Genomic DNA, 20,383 nt, shown 5'->3' with positions numbered 1-20,383 from the left:
TTTAGCGCGGTTGAAAAAGAGATTAATTCATAATATACTTTTCAAATGTACAGATTGGATCTTTGATGATTGCTATACATACTAATGCAGATGAAGGAGATGTCAAGACAATGCTTGATACTCAGCAAATTAAAGAAATTATTCCTCACCGTTATCCGTTTTTGCTTGTGGATCGGATTACGGAAGTTGAAGAGGGCAAACGGGCAAAAGGTTATAAAAATGTAACCGCTAATGAAGAGTTCTTTAACGGACATTTTCCTCAGTACCCGGTTATGCCCGGCGTATTAATCGTAGAAGCACTCGCTCAAGTCGGAGCTGTTGCGATGTTGATTAAAGAAGAAAACCGCGGCAGACTGGCTTTTTTTGCAGGCATTGATAACTGCCGCTTTAAAAAACAAGTCAAGCCTGGTGACCAGCTTCACCTTGAGGTTGAAATCATTCGTGCCCGCGGCACAATCGGGCGCGGAAAAGGCGTTGCCACAGTTGATGGCGAAGTCGTTTGCGAAGTAGAACTGACTTTTGCCCTCGGAGAATAATTGAAAAAAGGCAGATGGCCAGCGGCACATTTGTCTTTTTTTCTTTACAAATATAGAAAAGCAGGTGATTGTATGTGGAATGAATTTAAAGCCTTTGCCATGCGGGGGAATATCGTAGACCTTGCGATTGGTGTTGTGATAGGCGGCGCTTTCGGAAAGATCGTCACATCTCTAGTAAATGATATCATTATGCCTTTGGTCGGTTTGCTGCTGGGAGGGCTTGACTTTTCAGGCCTGTCGTTTACGTTTGGCGATGCTGTAGTGAAGTATGGCAGCTTTATACAGACGATTGTGAACTTCTTAATTATATCGTTCTCCATTTTTATCGTCATTCGGACTTTGAATGGGTTAAGGCGCAAAAAAGAAGCAGCAGAAGAAGAGGCTGCGGAGGAAGCGGTGGATGCGCAGGAGGAGCTGCTGAAAGAAATCAGAGACCTGCTGAAGCAGCAAGCAAAGACGCCGGAATAAAAAAGATGCCGTTAGAAACGGCGTCTTTTTTTATCTCAATTTTCGTTTAGGTTTGTTCTGTGTCCTTCAGTTCTTTAGGGCTTCCTGTTGTTTCAGCGAGATGAATGAGCATTGAGACAGAGGTGCCTGCATCCGGAGTGCTGCTGATCATCAACTCGCTTCCGCAAAAATGTTTCAGCCGCTGATTGATATTTTTCAATCCGACGCTGCGATCAAAATCCGTTGATAAGAGATCTATTTGTTTTTCCGGAGTTATCCCGGGACCGTTATCCTCTACTTTGATGTGATACTCATTTTTGCATTGTTTTTTAGCTGTCAGTTTGATCCATCCTCCGCCTCTTTTCTTGCTGACACCATGAAGAACGGCATTTTCCACCAAGGGCTGAATCATTAAAGGCGGAAGGATAAAGTCAATGTCTTCATCTATATCGAAAAGAACCTCAAGCCGATTACCGAATCGCGTCTTTTCTATAGAAAGATAGGAATTGATAATCGAAAGCTCATGTCTGAAGGAACTGATGGCTGATGTATTTTGAAAGTCAAAACTCATTCTTAAATAGTTGGTAAATTCCTCTGTTACCTCCCGGGCCTTTTCAATATCCAAATGAGTGAGAGAAATAATCGTGTTTAATACATTATAAAGAAAATGAGGCTTGATTTGCGACTGGAGAAACGCCATTTCCATTCTTGTGGCTTGATTTGCTGTATGTTTCATCATGATCAGGTTTTGAATACGCGCCATAAATTCAGAGTAATGATAAGGTTTTTGCAAAATGTCATTCGCTCCGGCATGAAAAGCCTTGTATTTGTCATGGCCGATAATGGCAGCTGTAATGATCAGAACCGGAAGATCAACCATGCTGAATCGTTCACGAATTTTCATACAGACTTCGAAACCAGTCATATCCGGCATCATCAAGTCCAAAATAACCAAATCAAGGTTTGTGCAAGAGATGATTTCTAATGCTTCCTTTCCGTTCTTCGCAGCAATCACATTGTAGGGCACACCTTCAAGCATATCGCTCAAAATTTTTAAACTGTCAATGTTATCATCGACAATCAGGATGGTTGGAGCGTCAATATGCTCAGAGTAATAAGGCGTGCTAAATGAGATATCTGATAGATCTCTCTCGGATTGTAATTCAGGAAGGCGTTTTTTTGTTTCAGATACAGGTTCATTTTGGGCGATCGGCAAGGTGAAATGGAATGCCGAACCTTTTCCTTCTTCCGATTCGACCCAAATGTCTCCGTTATGGAGCTGAACCAGCTGTTTGACAATGCTGAGGCCAAGACCAGCACCATCGTCTTTATTCTTTTCGGCTTGCTGAAAAGACTCAAAGATGGTTTGCCGATCGGCTTCTGAAATGCCGCTTCCTGTATCTGCTACTGTCACTTTGATCATGTTATCGTTCAGTCTTGAAGCAGAAAGTGTGATTTGGCCCTCTGTTGTATATTTGATTGCATTGTCTACTAAATTGGTTAATATTTGGCGGAAGCGGTTTTCATCTGCGAGCACTAAAGGAAGATCGTCAGGGATATGGTTCATCATATTCAAGTTTTTATGTCTCGATAAAAGATTGTAGAAATTCATTTCCGAACAAACTAAAGTATAAATATCAACAGGAACCGGGTGGATTTGAAGCATGCCTTGCTTTATTTTTTCTAAATCCAGGATGTCATTTACCAGATTGGACAGCCTGTAGCCCATGCGGATGACGAGCTGCATGTTTTCTTTCTCTTCTTCTATCGTTCTTTTTCCTTTGCCGGCCAGCAGGGTCTGGCATATATTAATGATGCTGTTCAGCGGTGTTTTGAATTCATGTGATGTTTTGGCAATGAATTCATCCTTTAGCCGGTCACTTCTGAGCAATTTCCACGACAGCACTTCATTTTCACGGAATGCTCCGGCAAATTGCTGCGCCATCAGCAGAACGATCGCCAGTAAAGCGATAACTGTTGGCAATGAATAAATCGAATTAAAAGAAAAGGCCGTTTTGCCGCTGTAAGCTGAAATGGTGGTTAAAATGACAAAAGCACTCATTGATATAGATGCAATAGTAAGATACAGACTTCCTTCCATTTTGCGGATCGCAGCAATCGTAAAAATATATGTAATATAAACCAGAGTCGAGACGGCTAGCACAGAATGTAAGATGTACGAGGTATGGCCGATAAAACCCACGGTTAAAAAATCTGTGACTAAGACCAGCCCGGAAGAAACAGTGGCAATGCGAATAAAACGCTTTGAAACAATCCCTCTGTAAGCAAAAAAGAGATAGAGAAAAACCGCAATGCTGACGAGCACAGTAGAGATTGCCCTCAATGAATTTAGCAGTGAAAATGAAATTGACGGATAGAGGAGAAATATAATCCGCTCTTTTCCGATCATCAGAATAATGAACGAAAACAGAAGACACATAACAGAAAAAAACAACAAATGTTTATCTTTTTTTCTTTGCAGGAAAAAGCCCAGAAAATATAATCCGGTAATGAAAAAAGCTGTAATCATGATTGTATCATTAAGAAAGGAAATTTTGTTTTCCCGCACTATTTGCTCCTGGGTGCCAAAAGTAATTGGCTTTGCGATTCCCCATCCCGGCGTTTTTCCGAAGTTCGAAAATTGTACGACAAGTTCATTGTCACCCTTGTGAAGCGTAAAAAAGCTCGTATATGGGCGGTTTTGTGCCGCAAAATCAGGTTTATTTGAAGGGTTGCCGCTTTGGCCAATGAATTGTCCATTAAAATAGATGCGATTGGCACTGTAAATAAACGACGTGCTGATCCCAAAAACCTGATTGTCTTGCTTTGATCTGATGGTCAGCTTATACGTTCCGTAATCCACATTGATACCCTGCTTGGCTAGCTTCACATTGCTGGGGACATCAACGAAGAGAGGATCTTTTCCTTTTGCTGAAGCGATCTCTTTTGGTGACAGAATCTGATTTGGATACAATGTCCATTCTCCGTTCAGCTGTACATTCCCATCCTTCTGAAAATTCCACTTCTCCAGGTTCATGACCCCATGCCTTGCCGCAGGAAGCGTTGTTCCGGAAAAATGGTCAATGGCAATGAAAACCATAAAAAATGCAGCGTAACCGAAAATAATCGAAGTAAAGATGAATTTTTCTTTCATATTATAGCTCCTTTATTCAAGCAGGCTCATTCTAAATTCCTACCTTTTTATAAATATTGTAAGTGCAAAATTTCAAAAACTACAATAGAAAGAAAAAGAATCCAGATAAAGGGGTTATTTGTCATGATATAATAGAAGTTATTTACTGATATCTCGATTTTACATATAGGGTGGGATGTTTTGTGAAAGCGTTAATTGTTGATGATGAGCACTTGGCATTGCTTCATTTTAAGAAAATGCTTGAACGAACAAACGCCTTTCAATCTATTATGGCGTATCAAGATCCAGTTGAAGCCTTAGAGCATCCTGAGACTCCTGCTGTAGATGCGGTGTTTCTTGATATTGAAATGCCGGGGGTAAACGGCATTGAGCTTGCTGAGGCGATTCAATCGATGAATGAAAACATCCAAGTCGTTTTCATCACGGCTTATAATGAGTTTGCTATCAAAGCGTTTGAGCTGAATGCCATTGATTATTTGCTGAAGCCTGTCATATACAAGCGGCTTGAGACAACTGTTGAACGAATCAAAACGAATAATATGCTCAGACAAAATGCAGAAAATACCGAGGCGCATTTTTCCATCCAATGCTTTGGGAGCTTGCAGTTTCATCAAACCTTAAAGGATGTCAAAACAAGCATTCCAGTCAAGTGGAGAACGTCGAAAGCACGTGAAATATACTTATTTTTGCTTCACAATCAAGGCCATGTGGTCAGTAAAGACATGCTAATCGATCTTTTTTGGCCTCATTACGATGTTTCAAAAGCAAGCACCCAACTTTACTCCACCATTTACCAAATACGAAAATTATTCAGCCAGATCCCTTTCAGCCAAACTATCGAGAAGACTGATACTGGATATATTCTTCGGCTTTCAGGCGCAAAAATCGATGTTGTCGAATGGGAAAAATCATTAAAAGGGGCGCCGCCGCTCAATACGGCTACATTACATCTGCACATGGATATTTTCATGTCCTATCAAAATCATTACCTACTGGAGCACGGTTATCTTTGGGCAGAACCGGAAAAGACGCGTCTTTCCCAGCTTTGGCTTGGAAAGGCCTATGAACTGATCGATTATCATATTCATGAAATGAACGATCATCAAGCGATGGACATTTGCCTGCAAGCCGAGAAAATTGAGCCATGCGATCATAAAATTATGCAATACAAGCTGCAGCTATTCAACAAAAACGGGAAGGTAGAAGAGGCGATAAAAGAATATCAGCGTTACAAACAAATGAAGGATCAAATTAATTAAAGAATTCCAAACCAGTATGTGTCGATTGCTTTTCGATGCACACTGGTTTTTTTGTGCACTTAAAGGGAAGGCCTTCGCCATATGTCTCCTGGGTGAAACTTCAACTCTCTCCAATTCACTTCAATCATACATGATTTCTGAGTTGTACAGAAATTGTATAGTTCCATTTCATACAATGTAGTTTGGTTCGGATGGTAAATCTTAGTTTTGAAACTCATTCGGTATTAGCAGTTCTTTTTGGGGGATGAGACATGATGTTATGGTCTCGCGGATCAATCGGCAAGTGAAAGATAGATAAGAAAGGGAGGAATGAAAAGTTGAGAACGAGGAGTTTTCCCTTAGGGCTGAAAAAAAGCGGGCGGATCGTTATGATCATAAGCCTTGCCATCTTTTTCTTCTTCAGCCAGATTGCCAGCTATACTCTTACGGCACAGGCTGTGGACGTAACGTCCAGTGACAGCCAATTTTTCGATTTGGTAACAGTTAAGGACGCCAAAGGCCAGATAGTTGACGGATCAAAAGGAAACGAACCGGCACTAACACCGGGGGACGAAGTGACACTGACATATGAATGGTCATTGAAAAAAGACAAAAAAGCAGATAGCGAACAGGATATCAATGTGGAGATACCTAAAAGCTTTACATTTGATAAAGGTGCTGAAGGTGAGATCAAATCTGCTGATCAGGTCATCGGCAGCTATCAAGTGCCGGCGGGCAGCAGCACCATGACAGTAAAATTAACAACTGCATCCGCGGATTCTCTTGATGCCAAGGGGACCATTACACTGCCAGCTAAGTTTACTGCAGATGTAAAAGAAGATGAACATACAGCAGCAGCCCTTTTTCAGCTAGGCGGAGGCAAAACCCAGCAGGTGATCATTCCTGTTAAGAAAGAGGAGACACCAGATGCCGAGGCGGAAGAGCCAAAAAACGACTCTTCTGATACTGCGGGTGATCAGGAAGGGAAAGATGACAAACCTGCACCTTCAGTCAGCAAGGATCAAAAAGAGGAAGAACAGCAGCCGTCAGATGACTCTAAGAGCGGCGAAGCCTCTAAGAGTGATGATTCAAAAAAAGTGTCATCCTCAAGTCAATCAGCTTTCAAAAGCTTGCAAACTGAAGAAAAACAAATCACGCAACATATTTTAACTGGCGTGACGTTGACGGACGAAAACGGAAAGCCATATGACAAGGGCAATCGCGCCAATACGAATTCTCCGGTGAAAATTTCAATTGATTGGGCTATTCCTGACGATTTAGGAAAAACGATCAATGCCGGCGATGAATATGAATTTGATTTGCCTAAAGAATTTATTATGCATAATGACATTGTGAACCTGCCGTTAGGCGCCGGAGACACCACCTACGGGACATTTTCTATTGATACGAACGGACATGTGGTGATGACATTTAACGGCGAGGTAAAAGAAAGTTCTAATGTCAAAGGCACATTGGTTATCAATACGCAGTTCAACGAGAAAAAAATAACGGGTTCGACAACACAAAAGATTCCATTCCCTGTGAATGCCGATACTCCTGAAACAACAGTTTATTTTAAACCCAATGTGAGTAAAACCATTGATAAATCAGGTGTGCTGGATAAAGGCATCAACCCTGGTAAAGTAACATGGACGGTCGATGTCAATAAAAAGTTGGATCAAGTCAAAAATGCTAAACTCACGGAAAGCCTTCCAGATGGCGTAATCTACCGTTCAGTTAAAGTGTATGAACTCAATGTGAACATTGATGGTTCTGTCAGCAGAGGAAATGAAGTTTCTTCCGGCTACAGTGTTGATTCAAAAGGAAATGTCACATTTGACGGGACAATTGATTCAGCCTACCGCCTTGTATACGAAACCGACATTGACAATGGTGCGAAGCCGAGTGAAGGCGGAAATATAACGCTGACAAATAAGGCGGCATTCAGCGGAGACAACCTGGAACCCATTTCTGCAGAAGCCACTGTTGCAGCCAAGTATGGAAAAATGATCGCGAAATCATCGACCGGCTATGATGGAGAATCTCAAACATTCAGCTGGGCTCTTGCATACAACTACGGTGAGAAACAGATCGACCAATCCAAGGCCAGCATTAAAGATTCTTTTGGAACTGGTGATTTGCATCTTGTGAAAGATTCTTTGAAGGTTATTCCTATTACCTTTGGTCAGAATGGCAGCGAGCAAGCGGGCAGGCCTTTAAAGGAAGGCGAGGACTACACGCTCATCGATAATGGAAGCGGATTTGAAGTCAAATTTAATAAAAACGTAACGAGCGCTTACAAAATCACATATCAAACAAAGGTCAACAGCGGAGTGATCATTGATAAATCTACAACATACACCAATAGCGTTGTGACCGGAACAGGGGATTCAAAAGAAGCTTCTGGAATAGCCATTCAGCAAAATCTCATCAAAGGATATTCAAACGTTGATTATGAGAAGAAGACGGTTGATTGGACGATTACAGTTAATAAAAATAAATACTTGATGAACAATTGGACTTTGGATGATCAATTTGAAAGCGGCGGAATGGTTCTGCTTGATGAATCGTTCAAGCTTCAAGACACAACGAACAACAAAACATTACAGAAAGACAAAGACTACACGTTAACAAAAAAACCTGATCATAAAGGCTTTACTTTGGCATTGATCGGGGATTATGCAAAAACAGACAGTCAATTTAAGATCACTTATACGACAACGTTCAATGCCGATTATTCTAACGAAAGCGTTAAGAATACAGCTCAGTCGACATGGACTGATCAAAACGGCAATGAGCGCACGAATAAGGTATCAAGCGGTTTTACGCCGAATAATCAGACGACAAACAATGGTTTCAAGAACGGTTCATACAACGCGGTTTCAAAGGAAATCACGTGGAAAATCGGCGTCAATTATAATGGCGAGCCGACGAAAAACCCTTATATCAAAGATGCCATAACAGATCCTCAGCAATTTGTGCCGGGTTCCGTTGTGGTTAAGAGCTATACGATCAATAAAAACGGCTCCATCACAGAAGGAGACGCGCTTGATCCTTCCAAGTATGATGTCGAAGAGCCTTCTGCAAAAAATGAACGCACTCTGACGGTACACCTTAAAACAGGCGATTCTGTACCATATCTGATTGAGTTTAAGACATCACTCAAAGGACAGGTCATTGATCAGAATCAGTACACAAACAAGGCAACCTACTATAATGACGGTTATGCAGACCGCACACTGACGGGCTCTGTTTCAGTTACGAACGGAGGAAGCCTGGTTTTCAAAGGCGGCAAACAAAATGGAAGCTACATCGATTGGAACATCAATGTCAACTCCAGCCAATCAACGCTGGATGACGTAAAAGTTACTGACACGCCGGATGAAAATCAAATACTAGATGCAGATTCTTTTAAAGTATATCAAGCAAAATATGATGAAAACGGAGTGGTCAAAGACAGCAGCGGAAATCTGACCGCGGGAGATGTCGAGCTTCAAAAAGACAAAGACTACACGTTAGACATCAAAACGGACAATACAACAGGTGAACAATCGTTTGTCCTGAAATTCATAGGCAGCTATAAGCAAATTGATCGCGCCTATGTGATCAAATACCGGTCTCTGATTAACATAGCCGGCACGAGCGGCCATGTTAAAAATAAGGTGTTCATTTCAGGAACAAATGTGAAGGAGCAGACTCAAGAAAACAGCAGCTCGATCTTTGTTGCCATTTCAAGCGGCGACGGTTCCGGATCCGGAGAAAAAGGAAGCCTGACGATTTTTAAGACTGGAGAGGACGATAAAGCTCTTGAAGGAGCAGAATTCCAGTTATGGTCTGAGGACTCCAAACAGCTCCTCCGCACTGGTACGACGGATGCCGGCGGGAAGCTTACATTCGGAAATATTCGCTACGGTTCCTATGTATTAAAAGAAGTAAAAGCGCCTGACGGATATACCATCAGTGATGCTTATGCAAAAGGAGTCTCTGTAAAGATAGACAGCAACTCCTCCAAGCCAGGAGCGCTGTACAAAGTCGTAAATCAACAGAACAAGGTGACGCTTATCAAACAAGACGAACAAAACAATCCTTTGGCGGGTGCTGTTTTTAAGCTGGAGAAAAAATCAAATGACGGCACCTATACTCTCATACGAACAGATATAAAATCTGATAAAAACGGAAAAGTAGAAATGAACGGTTTGCCGGCGGGCTACTATCGCTTGACAGAAACACAAGCTCCTGAAGGCTTTATCGTAAATACAAAAGCGATTCACTTCTCAATCGCAAAGAATGAAAAGAATCAAGTGTCTGACGTCAATTTGGGGGCAATGACCAATTATCAAGGAAAAGTCTCTCTGACGAAGGAAAATGCTGAAGGCCAGAAACTTGAAGGCGCAGTATTCAACATTGTCGATCAAGATGGAAAGATCGTTCAAGAGAAGCTGACTTCAGATAAAGACGGAAAAATTGAGGCTTCGGGTCTTGCACCGGGCCATTACGCCTTTGTGGAAACAAAAGCGCCAGCCGGCTATGTGCTGAATACAAAGAAAAAAGAATTTACCATCTCAGCATCTGCAGCAGGAAAGCCTGAAGCCGCAGATGCTGGAATCGCCGTTAACGATAAAGGCTCTGTTGAGCTGACGAAGGAAGATGCAGATGGCCAGAAGCTTGAAGAAGCCGTCTTTAAGATTATCGACAAGGAAGGTAATACGGTTCAAGAAGGACTGACCTCAGATAAAAACGGGAAAGTCACAGCTTCAGGCCTTGCACCGGGACAATACGCTTTTGTTGAAACGAAAGCGCCAGCGGGCTATGTGCTGAATACAGAGAAAATTGAGTTTGAGATCTCTGATTCCTCTGAAGGAAAGCCTGAAGCTACAGATGCCGGGATCGCTACTAACCATAAAGGCACCATTGAGTTGACGAAGGAAAATGCTGAAGGCAAGAAGCTTGAAGGTGCAGTTTTTAACATTGTCGACGAAAAAGGAAATACGGTTCAAGAAGAGCTGACTTCCGATAAAGACGGAAAAGTAAAAGCTTCGGGCCTTGCGCCGGGACGTTACGCCTTTGTTGAAACGAAAGCGCCAGCCGGTTATGTGCTAAACACGGAGAAAAAAGAGTTTACCATTTCTGAATCAGCAGCAGGAAAGCCAAAATCCGCTGATGCCGGGATCGTCGTGAACTATCAAGGATCGGTTCAGCTGACGAAGGAAGATCAGGATGGAAAAGGCTTAGCAGGCGCGGTATTCAAAATCACTGACAGCAATGGGAAAACAGTGAGAGACGATCTAGTCTCAAAAGAAGGCGGCAAAATTGAAGTTGACGGGTTAGCGCCAGGAAGCTATCAATTTATCGAAAAACAGGCGCCAGATGGATATCTTTTATCCGAAAAGCCAGTGTCATTCACCATTAAAGGAGAATATGGCGGCAAACCTGAGCAAGTGAAAGCAACAGCGGTTAATACGAAGAACCTTGTTGTCCTCACCAAAGTGGATCAGCATGATCAGCATAAAGTTCTGCAAGGTGCGGAGTTCAATTTGACAGATGCCAACGGCAAAGTGCTGAAGTCCGGTTTGGTTACCGATGACAAAGGACAAATCACGGTGCACGGCCTTAAAGCTGGCGAATATCAGTTTGTTGAAACAAAAGCGCCTAAAGATTATGAGTTGGACCAAACTCCTATATCGTTCAAGATCACAAACACAGACACGAAAACAGTCGAAATCACCGCGGAAAACATATTGGCACCAGGTGACGTAAATGTGAAAAAAGTGGATCAAGACGATAAAAATACCGTTTTGGAGGGCGCTGAATTCAAGTTATTGGATGAAAGCGGCAAGCCTGTAAAAACTGACGGGTATGGAAAAGAGCTTTCTGAACTCTGGAAAACAGATCAAAATGGGCAGTTCACTGTAAAAGGCCTTGCGCCGGGAAGCTACCAGTTGATTGAAACGAAGGCACCCGAAGGTTACAAACTTGACGAAACACCGATTGAATTCACAATTGAAAAAGGACAGTCAAAAGCTGTTGAGATCGTTGTTTCTAATCAAAAAGTGAAAACACCAACGCCTGATAAGCATGATCATCCTGATAAACCTGCACCGGGTGGAAATGGAAAAGATGATGGAGATCATCCGAATACCAATGGTACAGATGGCAGCTCGGATGGTCAGTCGAACACAGACAAAACCCTCCCAAAAACCGGAGATACAGACAGCATGCTGACAGCAATGATCGGTATCCTGCTGCTTATGGCAGGCGGAGGCTTAGCTGTTGCCTCAAGAAAGAAACAAAGAAAAGGATAAAGTTGAAGGCACCTGATCATCGAAGAATCGATCAGGTGCTTTTTTGAAAAGTGACACGAAGCGTTTTTAGAAGGATGCATAAGAAAGGGTTTTTTGCATGTACAAGAAAATGATCATTACAGTGTTCATCCTTTTCGGACTGCTGCTGATCTCTTCTCCTTATATCAAAGGTGGAATTATAGCTTATCTTAGCAAAAGCCAGAGTGAATCGGCCTTAACTGTGGAGCAGCTGAAAAAAAATAATGAGAGAGAAGCGGAATTTGAATTTGATTCAATCGAGCCGCCTGAGTTAATGGATGCTGTAAAGGCCGGCTTTGATCACGATCAAAAAGCGGTTATCGGGCGGATAACAATTAAAAGTGTCGATCTGGAGCTTCCGATCGTAAAAGGCACAACCAATGAAAATCTTTTGATAGGGGCGGCAACAATGCGCCCGGATCAAAAAATGGGTGAGGGAAATTATCCGTTGGCGGGCCATCATTTGAAGCAAAAGAATCTTCTGTTCGGACCTCTGGAAAACATAAAAACAGGTGCCCAAATTGTCATCACGGATTTTAAAAAGGATTATATCTATTCTGTAACATCTAAAGACATCATATCGGAAATGGGTGCAGATGTAATTGAGGAGACGAACAAAAAAGAGATTACGTTAATCACATGTGACAAGGCGGTCAAAACTGAAGGGCGCCTTGTTGTGAAAGGGGAATTGGTTGATTCTTTTGGCCATACAAATTAAATATGCAAGAGTGAAAGCACGAAAAGAAAAGCTGCCGTTCAAAACGGCAGCTCTTTTCATGCAGAACATATCTATTCTAAATGTCTATTGTGATGCTCTTCGGTTCTGTGTCTGTTTTGGGGAATATGCCCCCTCATATTTATAACTTTTGCTTAAATGCCTCAATGAGTTTTGTTCCTGTATAGCCCTCTTTTACAAGGGACTCGAGAATGGTTTCAGTGCCCTGCTGTTTTCTTGTGACCATTTGTCCGTAGAGTAAAACCTGGATGCTTTCTTCCAGCTTGACGATATTTTTCACTGCTGCTGTCAGCTGGGCGGGGCGATTGCTTTTTTTCGTGATCGTTACAAATACTTTGGCTTCAGATTGGCTGTTTTGAAGCTGTTCAAAAAAAGACAGATGTTCTTTCTGTACAAGCGCCTCAATCAGCCAGTGATTTTCACCGTCTTCTTTATTTATAATCAGTCCGTCAATAAGGGGAAACTGTTCAATTGATTGTTCTTCCTTGTCCACTCGTTCCACATTCAGGTCAACCAGTTTAAAGGTTTTCATTTCTTCTCACCCCGATTACTTCCAAAGTTTTCTTGCCTTCCATTATAACATAAACGTTTTCGAGGAAAAAATCCTGCAATGCTGGGGCTAAAGAATTTTGTATGAGCGAAACATTTAATAATTTCTATTTTTTCATTATACTGTAACTGACTATGGATTACGGAGAGATGTGGTATGAATCAATTTCGTTTAAAAGAAATTTATATTGACGGCGCTCCTTCTGAAAGCCATTTGATTCAAAAGGAAGTAACATATATGTTAAGCCGTAAAGAAGTGTTTGAGGTTCATCTGAACAAAAAAGGAAGAATAAGTTTTTTATACGAAACACAAGATGGCATGGAGCAGTATAAAATCAAGCTGTCAATGCCGGAAAAAAAATTGAGCTTTCAGTGGTTTGCGTGGGATGGCTCTTCCTATGTGCGCATGAATACGCAAAACTGGCTGACAAAGCAAATCTTTTTCCGTTTTTTAAAAAGTACATATTTCTTCAAAGGAAAAAAGCAAAAGATGTTTTTAGCTGAAGGAAAAATGAAAACGAAAGATAAAAACAGAGGCTGAAAGCCATTTTTAAGCGTTTTTCTTTTCTTGTTGCATCATTTACAATACATACAACCGCAAGGAGAGGAGGAATCGCATGTTCAATCAGGTCATGCTTGTCGGACGTCTTACAAAAGATCCTGATCTTCGCTACACTTCCGCCGGTGCGGCAGTTGCACATGTTACGCTCGCGGTGAACCGCAGCTTCAAGAATGCTTCAGGTGAAATCGAAGCTGATTACGTCAATTGCACACTTTGGAGAAAAACAGCTGAAAACACGGCGTTGTATTGCCAAAAAGGTTCTCTCGTCGGCGTAAGCGGACGGATTCAGACAAGAAGCTATGAAAACACGGAAGGCGTTAACGTGTATGTAACAGAAGTGTTGGCTGACACTGTTCGTTTTATGGACCCTAAACCCCGGGAAAAAGCTGCTGATTGACACCCCTGCTCCTCCCGTTATCTATCCATTCACTATTATCCGGATCTTCGCATCATCCCCTCAAAATTGACCAGTCGACCAGACTGGTTCTTTCTTTTTGCCTACTTAGGAAAAATTGGTTCTCTCGACGCATTTTTACTTAAAACCACTTATTAATGTTGAATAAAATCAAATAAAAACTTATAATTACTTATAAATGATTGCTGAGAAAAGGAATGAGGGCGTGTACCAAGAAGAAAGATTAGTAGCGATTTTGGATTTTTTAAAACAGCATAACCGAATTACAACGGAGCAGATCTGTACGCTCCTGCAAGTGTCAAGGGATACAGCGCGACGAGATCTTGTGAAACTTGAGGAACAGAATGCCATCATCCGCACAAGAGGCGGCGCCATTTTGCCGACTGTGCATCAGAAAATTCAAAGCTATTCCGGCCGCCTGAAAACAGTGTCTGAGGAAAAAAATAAGATCGGCAGGCTTGCAGCATCGCTTATTCATGATGGAGACCGGGTGATTTTAGACGCCTCTACAACTGTTCAGGCATGTGCAAAGCATTTGAATGCGGTTGATTGTACGGTAATCACCAATTCGATTAATCTTGCGGATGTGCTGTCCGATAAAGAGGCAATTGAAATTTATCTGCTGGGAGGCAAGCTGGAAAAGGAGCACCGCTTTCTGTACGGGTCCTCTGTGATTGAAAAGCTCTCAAGCTACCATGTTGATAAAGCGCTGATTGGTGTGGTCGGTATTTCCGAACATGGCATTACAATTGCGCATGAAGAGGATGGCATGGTGAAGCGGAAAATGATACAGCAGGCAAAGCAGGTCATCGCGCTTGCAGATCATTCGAAGCTGGGCAGCACCAGTTTTTATCAGTATGCGGAGCTGAATGAAATCGACCTTTTGATTACAGACAGGCTGCCGAATCAGGCATTTTGTGACTTGCTTGACCGAAACGGCGTTGAGCTTCTCGTGACAGAGCAGGATGAAGGAAAGGACTGACAAACGTGAAATTAATTGCGATTGATTTAGATGGAACCTTACTCAACAGCAAGCATCAGGTAAGCTTGGAAAATGAAAACGCACTGCGGCAGGCGCAGCGGGATGGCATTGAAGTGGTGGTGTCAACTGGGCGCGCTCATTTTGACGTCATGTCAATCTTTGAACCGCTGGGGATCAAAACATGGGTGATCAGTGCAAACGGCGCCGTCATTCACGATCCCGACGGCAGGCTTTATCATCACGAAACGATTGATAAGAAACGGGCGTATGACATTCTCTCATGGCTTGAGTCGGAAAACTATTATTATGAGGTATTCACAGGTTCAGCGATTTATACGCCTCAAAACGGCAGAGAACTTCTTGATGTTGAGCTGGACAGATTCAGAAGCGCAAATCCGGAAGCGGATCTTTCTGTCCTTAAGCAGGCGGCCGAGGTGCAATACAGCCAATCGGGCTTTGCTTACATTAACTCCTTTCAAGAGCTGTTTGAAGCCGATCAGCCAATCGATTTTTACAATATTCTCGGCTTTTCTTTCTTCAAAGAAAAGCTTGAGGCAGGCTGGAAAAGATATGAGCATGCCGAAGATTTGACGCTTGTCAGTTCGGCTGAGCACAACTTTGAGCTTTCTTCCCGCAAAGCTTCCAAGGGGCAGGCGCTGAAGAGGCTTGCGGAACAGCTGAATATTCCGCTCGAGGAAACCGCTGCTGTAGGTGACAGTTTAAATGACAAATCGATGCTGGAGGCTGCGGGAAAAGGTGTAGCGATGGGCAATGCCCGGGAAGACATCAAATCGATAGCCGATGCTGTCACCTTAACCAATGACGAACATGGTGTCGCACATATGATGAAACATTTGTTGTAAGTATATGTGCTGCCACAAAAGCGCATCCTGTTGATAACCGGCGTAACGGATTTTTTGGAAATTCGGCGTGACGGCTATGAACGGAAAAAAGCTGGCTCTTTTAGAGCCAGCTTTTTTAGTCATGATCATTGCGCTGTTGCGCTTAATGTAAACAGTTCTTCAAGCTCCTGTGTGGAAAGCTCGGTAATCCAGTTTTCACTTTGGATAATTTGATCGTTCAGGGTTTGCTTGGATTCAAGCATGACATCAATTTTTTCCTCGATTGTTCCCGTCGTAATCATTTTATGAACGTGGACAAAGCGCTCTTGGCCTATGCGGTATGCACGGTCAGTCGCTTGATTTTCAACCGCCGGGTTCCACCATCTGTCATAATGGATGACGTGATTGGCGGCAGTCAAATTAAGTCCGGTGCCCCCAGCTTTGAGTGAGAGAATCAGTGTCGGATATTCTTTCCTTTGAAATTTCTCAACGAGTGTATCCCGCTCTTGCTTGGAGAGACTCCCGTTTAAAAATTGCACAGGTTCCCCGAACGTTTTTTCAAGCAGCCGCTTCATCATGTTCCCCATCTGAATGTATTGCGTGAAAATCAGGCAGCTTTCGTTTTGGGCGCGGATCGCTGTCATCAGTTCCAGCAATTTTTCAAGCTTGACTGATCTGCCGGCCAGCAGCTCGGTTTGCTCTTCCTTTAAATAAAGCGCGGGATGATCGCATATTTGCTTGAGCCGTCCAAGCATGCTGAGGATCAGCGCTTTTCGCTGCATGCCGGTCAGTGATGTCATATGGTCAAAAGTGTCTTTGACGAGCTGCTCATAAAGGGATGCCTGCTCGGCTGACAGCGGGATAAATTCTTTTTCTTCCAGCTTCTCAGGAAGATTAAGCGCGACCTCTTCATCCCGTTTCGTCCGGCGGAGAAGGAATGGCCGGATTAATTGCTGAAGCTGTCCGATTCTCTTTTCGTCCCGGTCTTTTTCGATCGGCAGCACATAGCGTTTATGGAAGCCGGTCAAACTGCCGAGGTAGCCTTTATTCATGAAGTCAAAAATAGACCACAGCTCAGTCAGTCGGTTTTCCATCGGCGTGCCGCTCAGCGCGATATGGTGAAGCCCCTTCAGCTTCCTGATTGCGCGTGATTGCTTCGTATGCGCGTTTTTAATATTTTGCGCTTCATCAAGGCAGATCGTGTTCCATGTCACAGAAGTAAGCTCTTCAGTATCGGCATGTGACAGTCCATATGAAGTGAGCACCACGTCTGCGTTTTCATAATGCGCGGCGAAATCATCACCCTTTGGCCGGCGCGGCCCATAATGGAGCGCGACAGACAGATCAGGGGCAAAGGTTTGAAGCTCCCGCTGCCAGTTGCCAAGTACGGATGTCGGCGCAATAATCAAATTAGGCGTTTTTTGCCGGCCGCTTTCCTTCACGTGAAGGAAATAGGCGATCATTTGAATCGTTTTCCCAAGCCCCATATCGTCAGCCAGACAGGCGCCAAAACCGCTTTCCCGAAGAAACAGCAGCCAGTTCATGCCGTATTTCTGATAAGGGCGGAGCGTTCCTTTGAAAGAAGGACTGACTTCGTGCTCCGGCAGGTTTTCCGCGGCAGTGAGCTTTCGAATCAGTGACCTGAGCTGTTTAGACAGATCAAACTGAATGCCGGCGAAAGCGGATGTATCAATCAGATCCGAATCCTCAAGTCCGCCATCCTGCTGATCCATTAGCTCACGCGCCAGAATATCAGACATGTGGAGTCCCTCTGATTCTGCTTTTTCCATCAGGCGTTTCATCTGTTTGATAAACTGCGGATCGATTTTAACCCATTGCCCGCGGATATTAACAAGGCGCCTGTTGCTGGCGACAAGCTCATTAAATTCAGCCTCAGTCAGTTCAATTCCATTTGTCGCAAACCGCCAGTTGAAATCAAGCAGTGCATTCATGCCGACAAATGACTCGCCGCGCGGGGAGGACGACACCTTTGCTTTCAGCATCATGTTGCTGTCTCTGACAATCTGCCACCAGGACGGCAGGAGGATTTCTACCCCCATATCGACAAGCGTCTCACTTGCTTCTGACAGGAAGATCCAGGCTTCTTCCTCCGAGATCAGCGTTGTCCCGGAATCAAACGACAGCCACGGAACCGTTCTGTGAAAGCGGTCCTGCTCACGCGCGATTTTATCGCTGTACGCCTGCCACGATTTTTTGAGGCTCTTCAGTCCGTCAAAGAATTCTACAGCGCCGCTCTTTTTATCGCGTAAAAACATCTCGATCTTCCATTCGTCTCCGTCAAAGTCCGGTTCATTTAAGCGCAAGCCGACAGTAAATGGAGATTGATCGTCAATCCAGCCAATGCCTTCCAGAAAATCCTCTTCATCAAGAAAATGGCCGCGGAATGTCGTAACCGCAGGCGATTTTTCCTTGATATGTTCCCATTTCTCCCGCAGGTCATCGTCGTACTGGATGTAATCCTGTACGGCAGCGGAAAACCATTCCGCAGTAAAGCCTTCCAGTATATTATCGCGGTCTTTCCAGCGAAAAACACCGTTTGTCCATGCGTCATAGTCAGGCAGAAAATCGCCGTCCGCGATAAATTCATAGATGGTCGATGCCGCCTCGATCAGCGGCTCCGTTTCTTCTGTAAGCTGCACGGAGCTGAATGAGTTGAACGAGTTTTTGCCGAGAAGCTCTACAGTCATCCATGGCGATAGCAGGACAGCAGTCGTCCCGATGAAGCTGACATCCTCTAGAAAGGTTCCGTAAAATGAGGATTCATGCCATTGGAACAAATGCTTTTTCATATGGCTGTAGGGAAGAGGCTGCTCATTTTCATCAAAGGCTGAGAGCGTAAATGACCCATCTTCCATTTGTTCGACGTGGATGAGAATTTCTTTAAGACTCGCCATCAATCAACTTTCCTTTCTGCAGTTCTTCTTGAAGCGCACGCAGGCGCTTGTAATGCGAGCTCAGCAGCTGAATATACCGCTCCCACACCTTCTGCTTTTTCGCTTTTTTGTACAGGGTGCGCAATTTTTTCAAATACCGGGCGGCTTCCTTGTACGAGCTGCGGTTCTTCTGATCAATGAAAAAAGCCACTTCTCTATGGTAAGCCGGTATAAGCGCCTCAGGGTCGCTCGCTGCAATTTCCTTGAGCATCATTTTATCCATTTCATTGATGGAAAAGCCGACAAGGCTATGAATTTCAATCCACTCGGCATAGCGTTTTTTTTCATATAAATGATGGCTGTATTCTGTGAACGTATACGGCAGACAGCCCGCGGCAAAGCGCTCAAACAGCGCTTGATCATTGGTTTGCTGCACATAGGCATTCAACAGAAGGAACAGCTCGCCGATCACATCGCGAATCTCTTTAAACGGCTTATCCAGCTTCGTATAACCCATCGCAATTGGCTCAATTTGCTGGTACCATGTTTTAAGCCGTTTCCAGTCCTTCTTGGCAGTCATTTCACTCAGCCATTGGAACGTATAAGGGAGCGCTTCCGGCGGGAATTGATCCGCTTCCGCAAAAATAACGTCATCATTCTTTTGCAGGAATTCCAAATGCAGGCGCCCGAATTGCAATTCGGGAGAAAAACGCCGTCCAGCTTCTTTTTTCAATATCTCCTGTTCGCGTGCCACCCATTTTGGCCGCGACAACAGCGCACTCCAAATTTCACCGAAGACGCGGATGCGTTCATATTGGAAAATTTCTTCTTTCAACAGCAAAGGTCGGATAACATCCGGTGTTTTATCCAAAAACGGATCAAGCGCAAAAGACAGCGCGTACGTTTTTAATTTGTCAATAGAGCTGTAGATTGTATCCATCAGCTGTTCAACGTACGGATTGAGGGAATAAAAATCTTGTTCGGGGTTCAGCTTGCCCGCTTCAATCAATGTGAACATGCGAAGCCAAACCGCAATCGCGGAATGAATCTGATACAGGCTTTTCAGCTCCGGCTTGTTCGGCGCATGTTTTTTTAATGCGGACAGGTAGCCGTAATAGAGGCCCTGCATGTTTTGGCTGCCTTCTGGCGTACGTGCCTGCCAGAGAGAAAACTCTGAATCAAAAAAAGCAAGCCAGCTTGAAAGCGATTCTTCATTAGGCAGCACCTTTTCCTGAAACTGGCGGCGGACGAGCTCTTTGCTTTCCTCAAGCTTTTCCCTCTCCAGCCAATGCTCTGTAAAAGTACCCACTCGCTCGAACATTGCATATACATATAAAAACACAGCCAGCATATGGCGGCAGATTCTTCCGGACGGACATGAACAGCCGCTTTTGACTATGACAAACAAGTTCAATGTGACCCGCACAGGCACAACATCCTGCACGTAAGCCGTAACTTCCGTCGGACTCACTGCTTGTAAACGATAGACTGAATCCTGCCGATATAAAATAAGGGCTTTTTTGATCAGCTGAACATTTTCCTCATTGTAAGGAAGAAGTTCTTTTAACTGTTCAGCAGATGCCAGCACATCGTCTTTGGAAATCATATTCTGAAGCATGATTATCGCTCCTAACCGAGTCACGTAATAAAAAGATCCAATTTCTCTATTATATCGCAACACATCGGCCTTAAAAAGTTTTTCCTAAAA

The 20,383-nt window shown here is 43.6% G+C and carries 13 protein-coding genes and 1 pseudogene; 9 read left to right on the top strand and 5 right to left on the bottom strand.

Annotation, left to right across the window (positions count from 1 at the left end):
- Positions 1-110 precede the first annotated feature (110 nt).
- Positions 111-536, top strand: a complete 426-nt coding sequence (fabZ, locus tag MKY50_RS18755; protein WP_003221796.1) for a 3-hydroxyacyl-ACP dehydratase FabZ — start codon at positions 111-113, stop codon at positions 534-536.
- 72 nt (positions 537-608) lie between these two features.
- Positions 609-1,004: a large conductance mechanosensitive channel protein MscL gene (gene mscL, locus MKY50_RS18750; RefSeq protein ID WP_101172332.1), complete on the top strand. Its 396-nt coding sequence runs from the start codon at positions 609-611 to the stop codon at positions 1,002-1,004.
- A 46-nt stretch (positions 1,005-1,050) separates the two neighbouring features.
- Here the strand turns inward: mscL and MKY50_RS18745 are convergent, their stop codons facing one another.
- Positions 1,051-2,022: a histidine kinase gene (locus MKY50_RS18745; RefSeq protein ID WP_341117344.1), complete on the bottom strand. Its 972-nt coding sequence runs from the start codon at positions 2,020-2,022 to the stop codon at positions 1,051-1,053.
- A gap of 177 nt (positions 2,023-2,199) precedes the next feature.
- A pseudogene (locus MKY50_RS18740) lies at positions 2,200-3,513 on the bottom strand (sensor histidine kinase); the annotation flags it as partial.
- Between the two features lie 806 nt (positions 3,514-4,319).
- Between MKY50_RS18740 and MKY50_RS18735 the strand changes: the two are divergent.
- The 3 genes from MKY50_RS18735 (at position 4,320) to MKY50_RS18725 (ending at position 12,413) form a co-directional block, all read left to right on the top strand.
- On the top strand, positions 4,320-5,396 hold the full coding sequence (locus MKY50_RS18735) for a response regulator (protein WP_029318733.1): 1,077 nt from the start codon (positions 4,320-4,322) through the stop codon (positions 5,394-5,396).
- 317 nt (positions 5,397-5,713) lie between these two features.
- On the top strand, positions 5,714-11,677 hold the full coding sequence (locus MKY50_RS18730) for a SpaA isopeptide-forming pilin-related protein (protein ID WP_341117104.1): 5,964 nt from the start codon (positions 5,714-5,716) through the stop codon (positions 11,675-11,677).
- 97 nt (positions 11,678-11,774) lie between these two features.
- On the top strand, positions 11,775-12,413 hold the full coding sequence (locus tag MKY50_RS18725) for a class A sortase (protein ID WP_015251045.1): 639 nt from the start codon (positions 11,775-11,777) through the stop codon (positions 12,411-12,413).
- Positions 12,414-12,552: 139 nt separating this feature from the next.
- Here MKY50_RS18725 and MKY50_RS18720 read toward each other — a convergent pair whose 3' ends face one another.
- On the bottom strand, positions 12,553-12,963 hold the full coding sequence (locus MKY50_RS18720) for a YwpF-like family protein (protein ID WP_003227794.1): 411 nt from the start codon (positions 12,961-12,963) through the stop codon (positions 12,553-12,555).
- Between the two features lie 174 nt (positions 12,964-13,137).
- On the opposite strand from MKY50_RS18720, the gene ywpG reads away from it, so the two are divergent.
- From ywpG to ywpJ, 4 genes are all read left to right on the top strand, one after another.
- The gene (ywpG, locus tag MKY50_RS18715) at positions 13,138-13,521 is read left to right on the top strand and encodes a DynA interaction protein YwpG (RefSeq protein ID WP_014478204.1); all 384 of its coding nucleotides are present in this window, start codon (positions 13,138-13,140) and stop codon (positions 13,519-13,521) included.
- A 76-nt stretch (positions 13,522-13,597) separates the two neighbouring features.
- Entirely contained in the window at positions 13,598-13,939 is a 342-nt protein-coding gene (gene ssbB / locus MKY50_RS18710) for a single-stranded DNA-binding protein SsbB (protein ID WP_198878443.1), read from the top strand.
- A gap of 223 nt (positions 13,940-14,162) precedes the next feature.
- Complete coding sequence (gene glcR / locus MKY50_RS18705; RefSeq protein WP_015251048.1) at positions 14,163-14,939, top strand: transcriptional regulator GlcR; 777 nt, start codon at positions 14,163-14,165, stop codon at positions 14,937-14,939.
- Positions 14,940-14,944: 5 nt separating this feature from the next.
- Positions 14,945-15,802, top strand: coding sequence for a phosphatase YwpJ (ywpJ, locus tag MKY50_RS18700; protein ID WP_015251049.1), 858 nt, complete (start codon positions 14,945-14,947; stop codon positions 15,800-15,802).
- A 125-nt stretch (positions 15,803-15,927) separates the two neighbouring features.
- On the opposite strand, the gene MKY50_RS18695 is transcribed toward ywpJ, so the two are convergent.
- The gene (locus MKY50_RS18695; protein WP_327842583.1) at positions 15,928-18,696 is read right to left on the bottom strand and encodes a DEAD/DEAH box helicase; all 2,769 of its coding nucleotides are present in this window, start codon (positions 18,694-18,696) and stop codon (positions 15,928-15,930) included.
- Complete coding sequence (locus MKY50_RS18690) at positions 18,683-20,293, bottom strand: SWIM zinc finger family protein (protein ID WP_101172241.1); 1,611 nt, start codon at positions 20,291-20,293, stop codon at positions 18,683-18,685. Before MKY50_RS18690 ends, MKY50_RS18695 begins: the two co-directional genes overlap by 14 nt.
- Positions 20,294-20,383 lie beyond the last annotated feature (90 nt).

This window comes from Bacillus sp. FSL R7-0685 (genome assembly GCF_038002425.1).
In the GTDB taxonomy this organism is placed as follows: Bacteria; Bacillota; Bacilli; order Bacillales; family Bacillaceae; genus Bacillus; species Bacillus subtilis.
The sequence above is the reverse complement of the archived record's forward strand: the minus strand, read 5'-3'. Positions and strand labels throughout refer to the sequence as shown.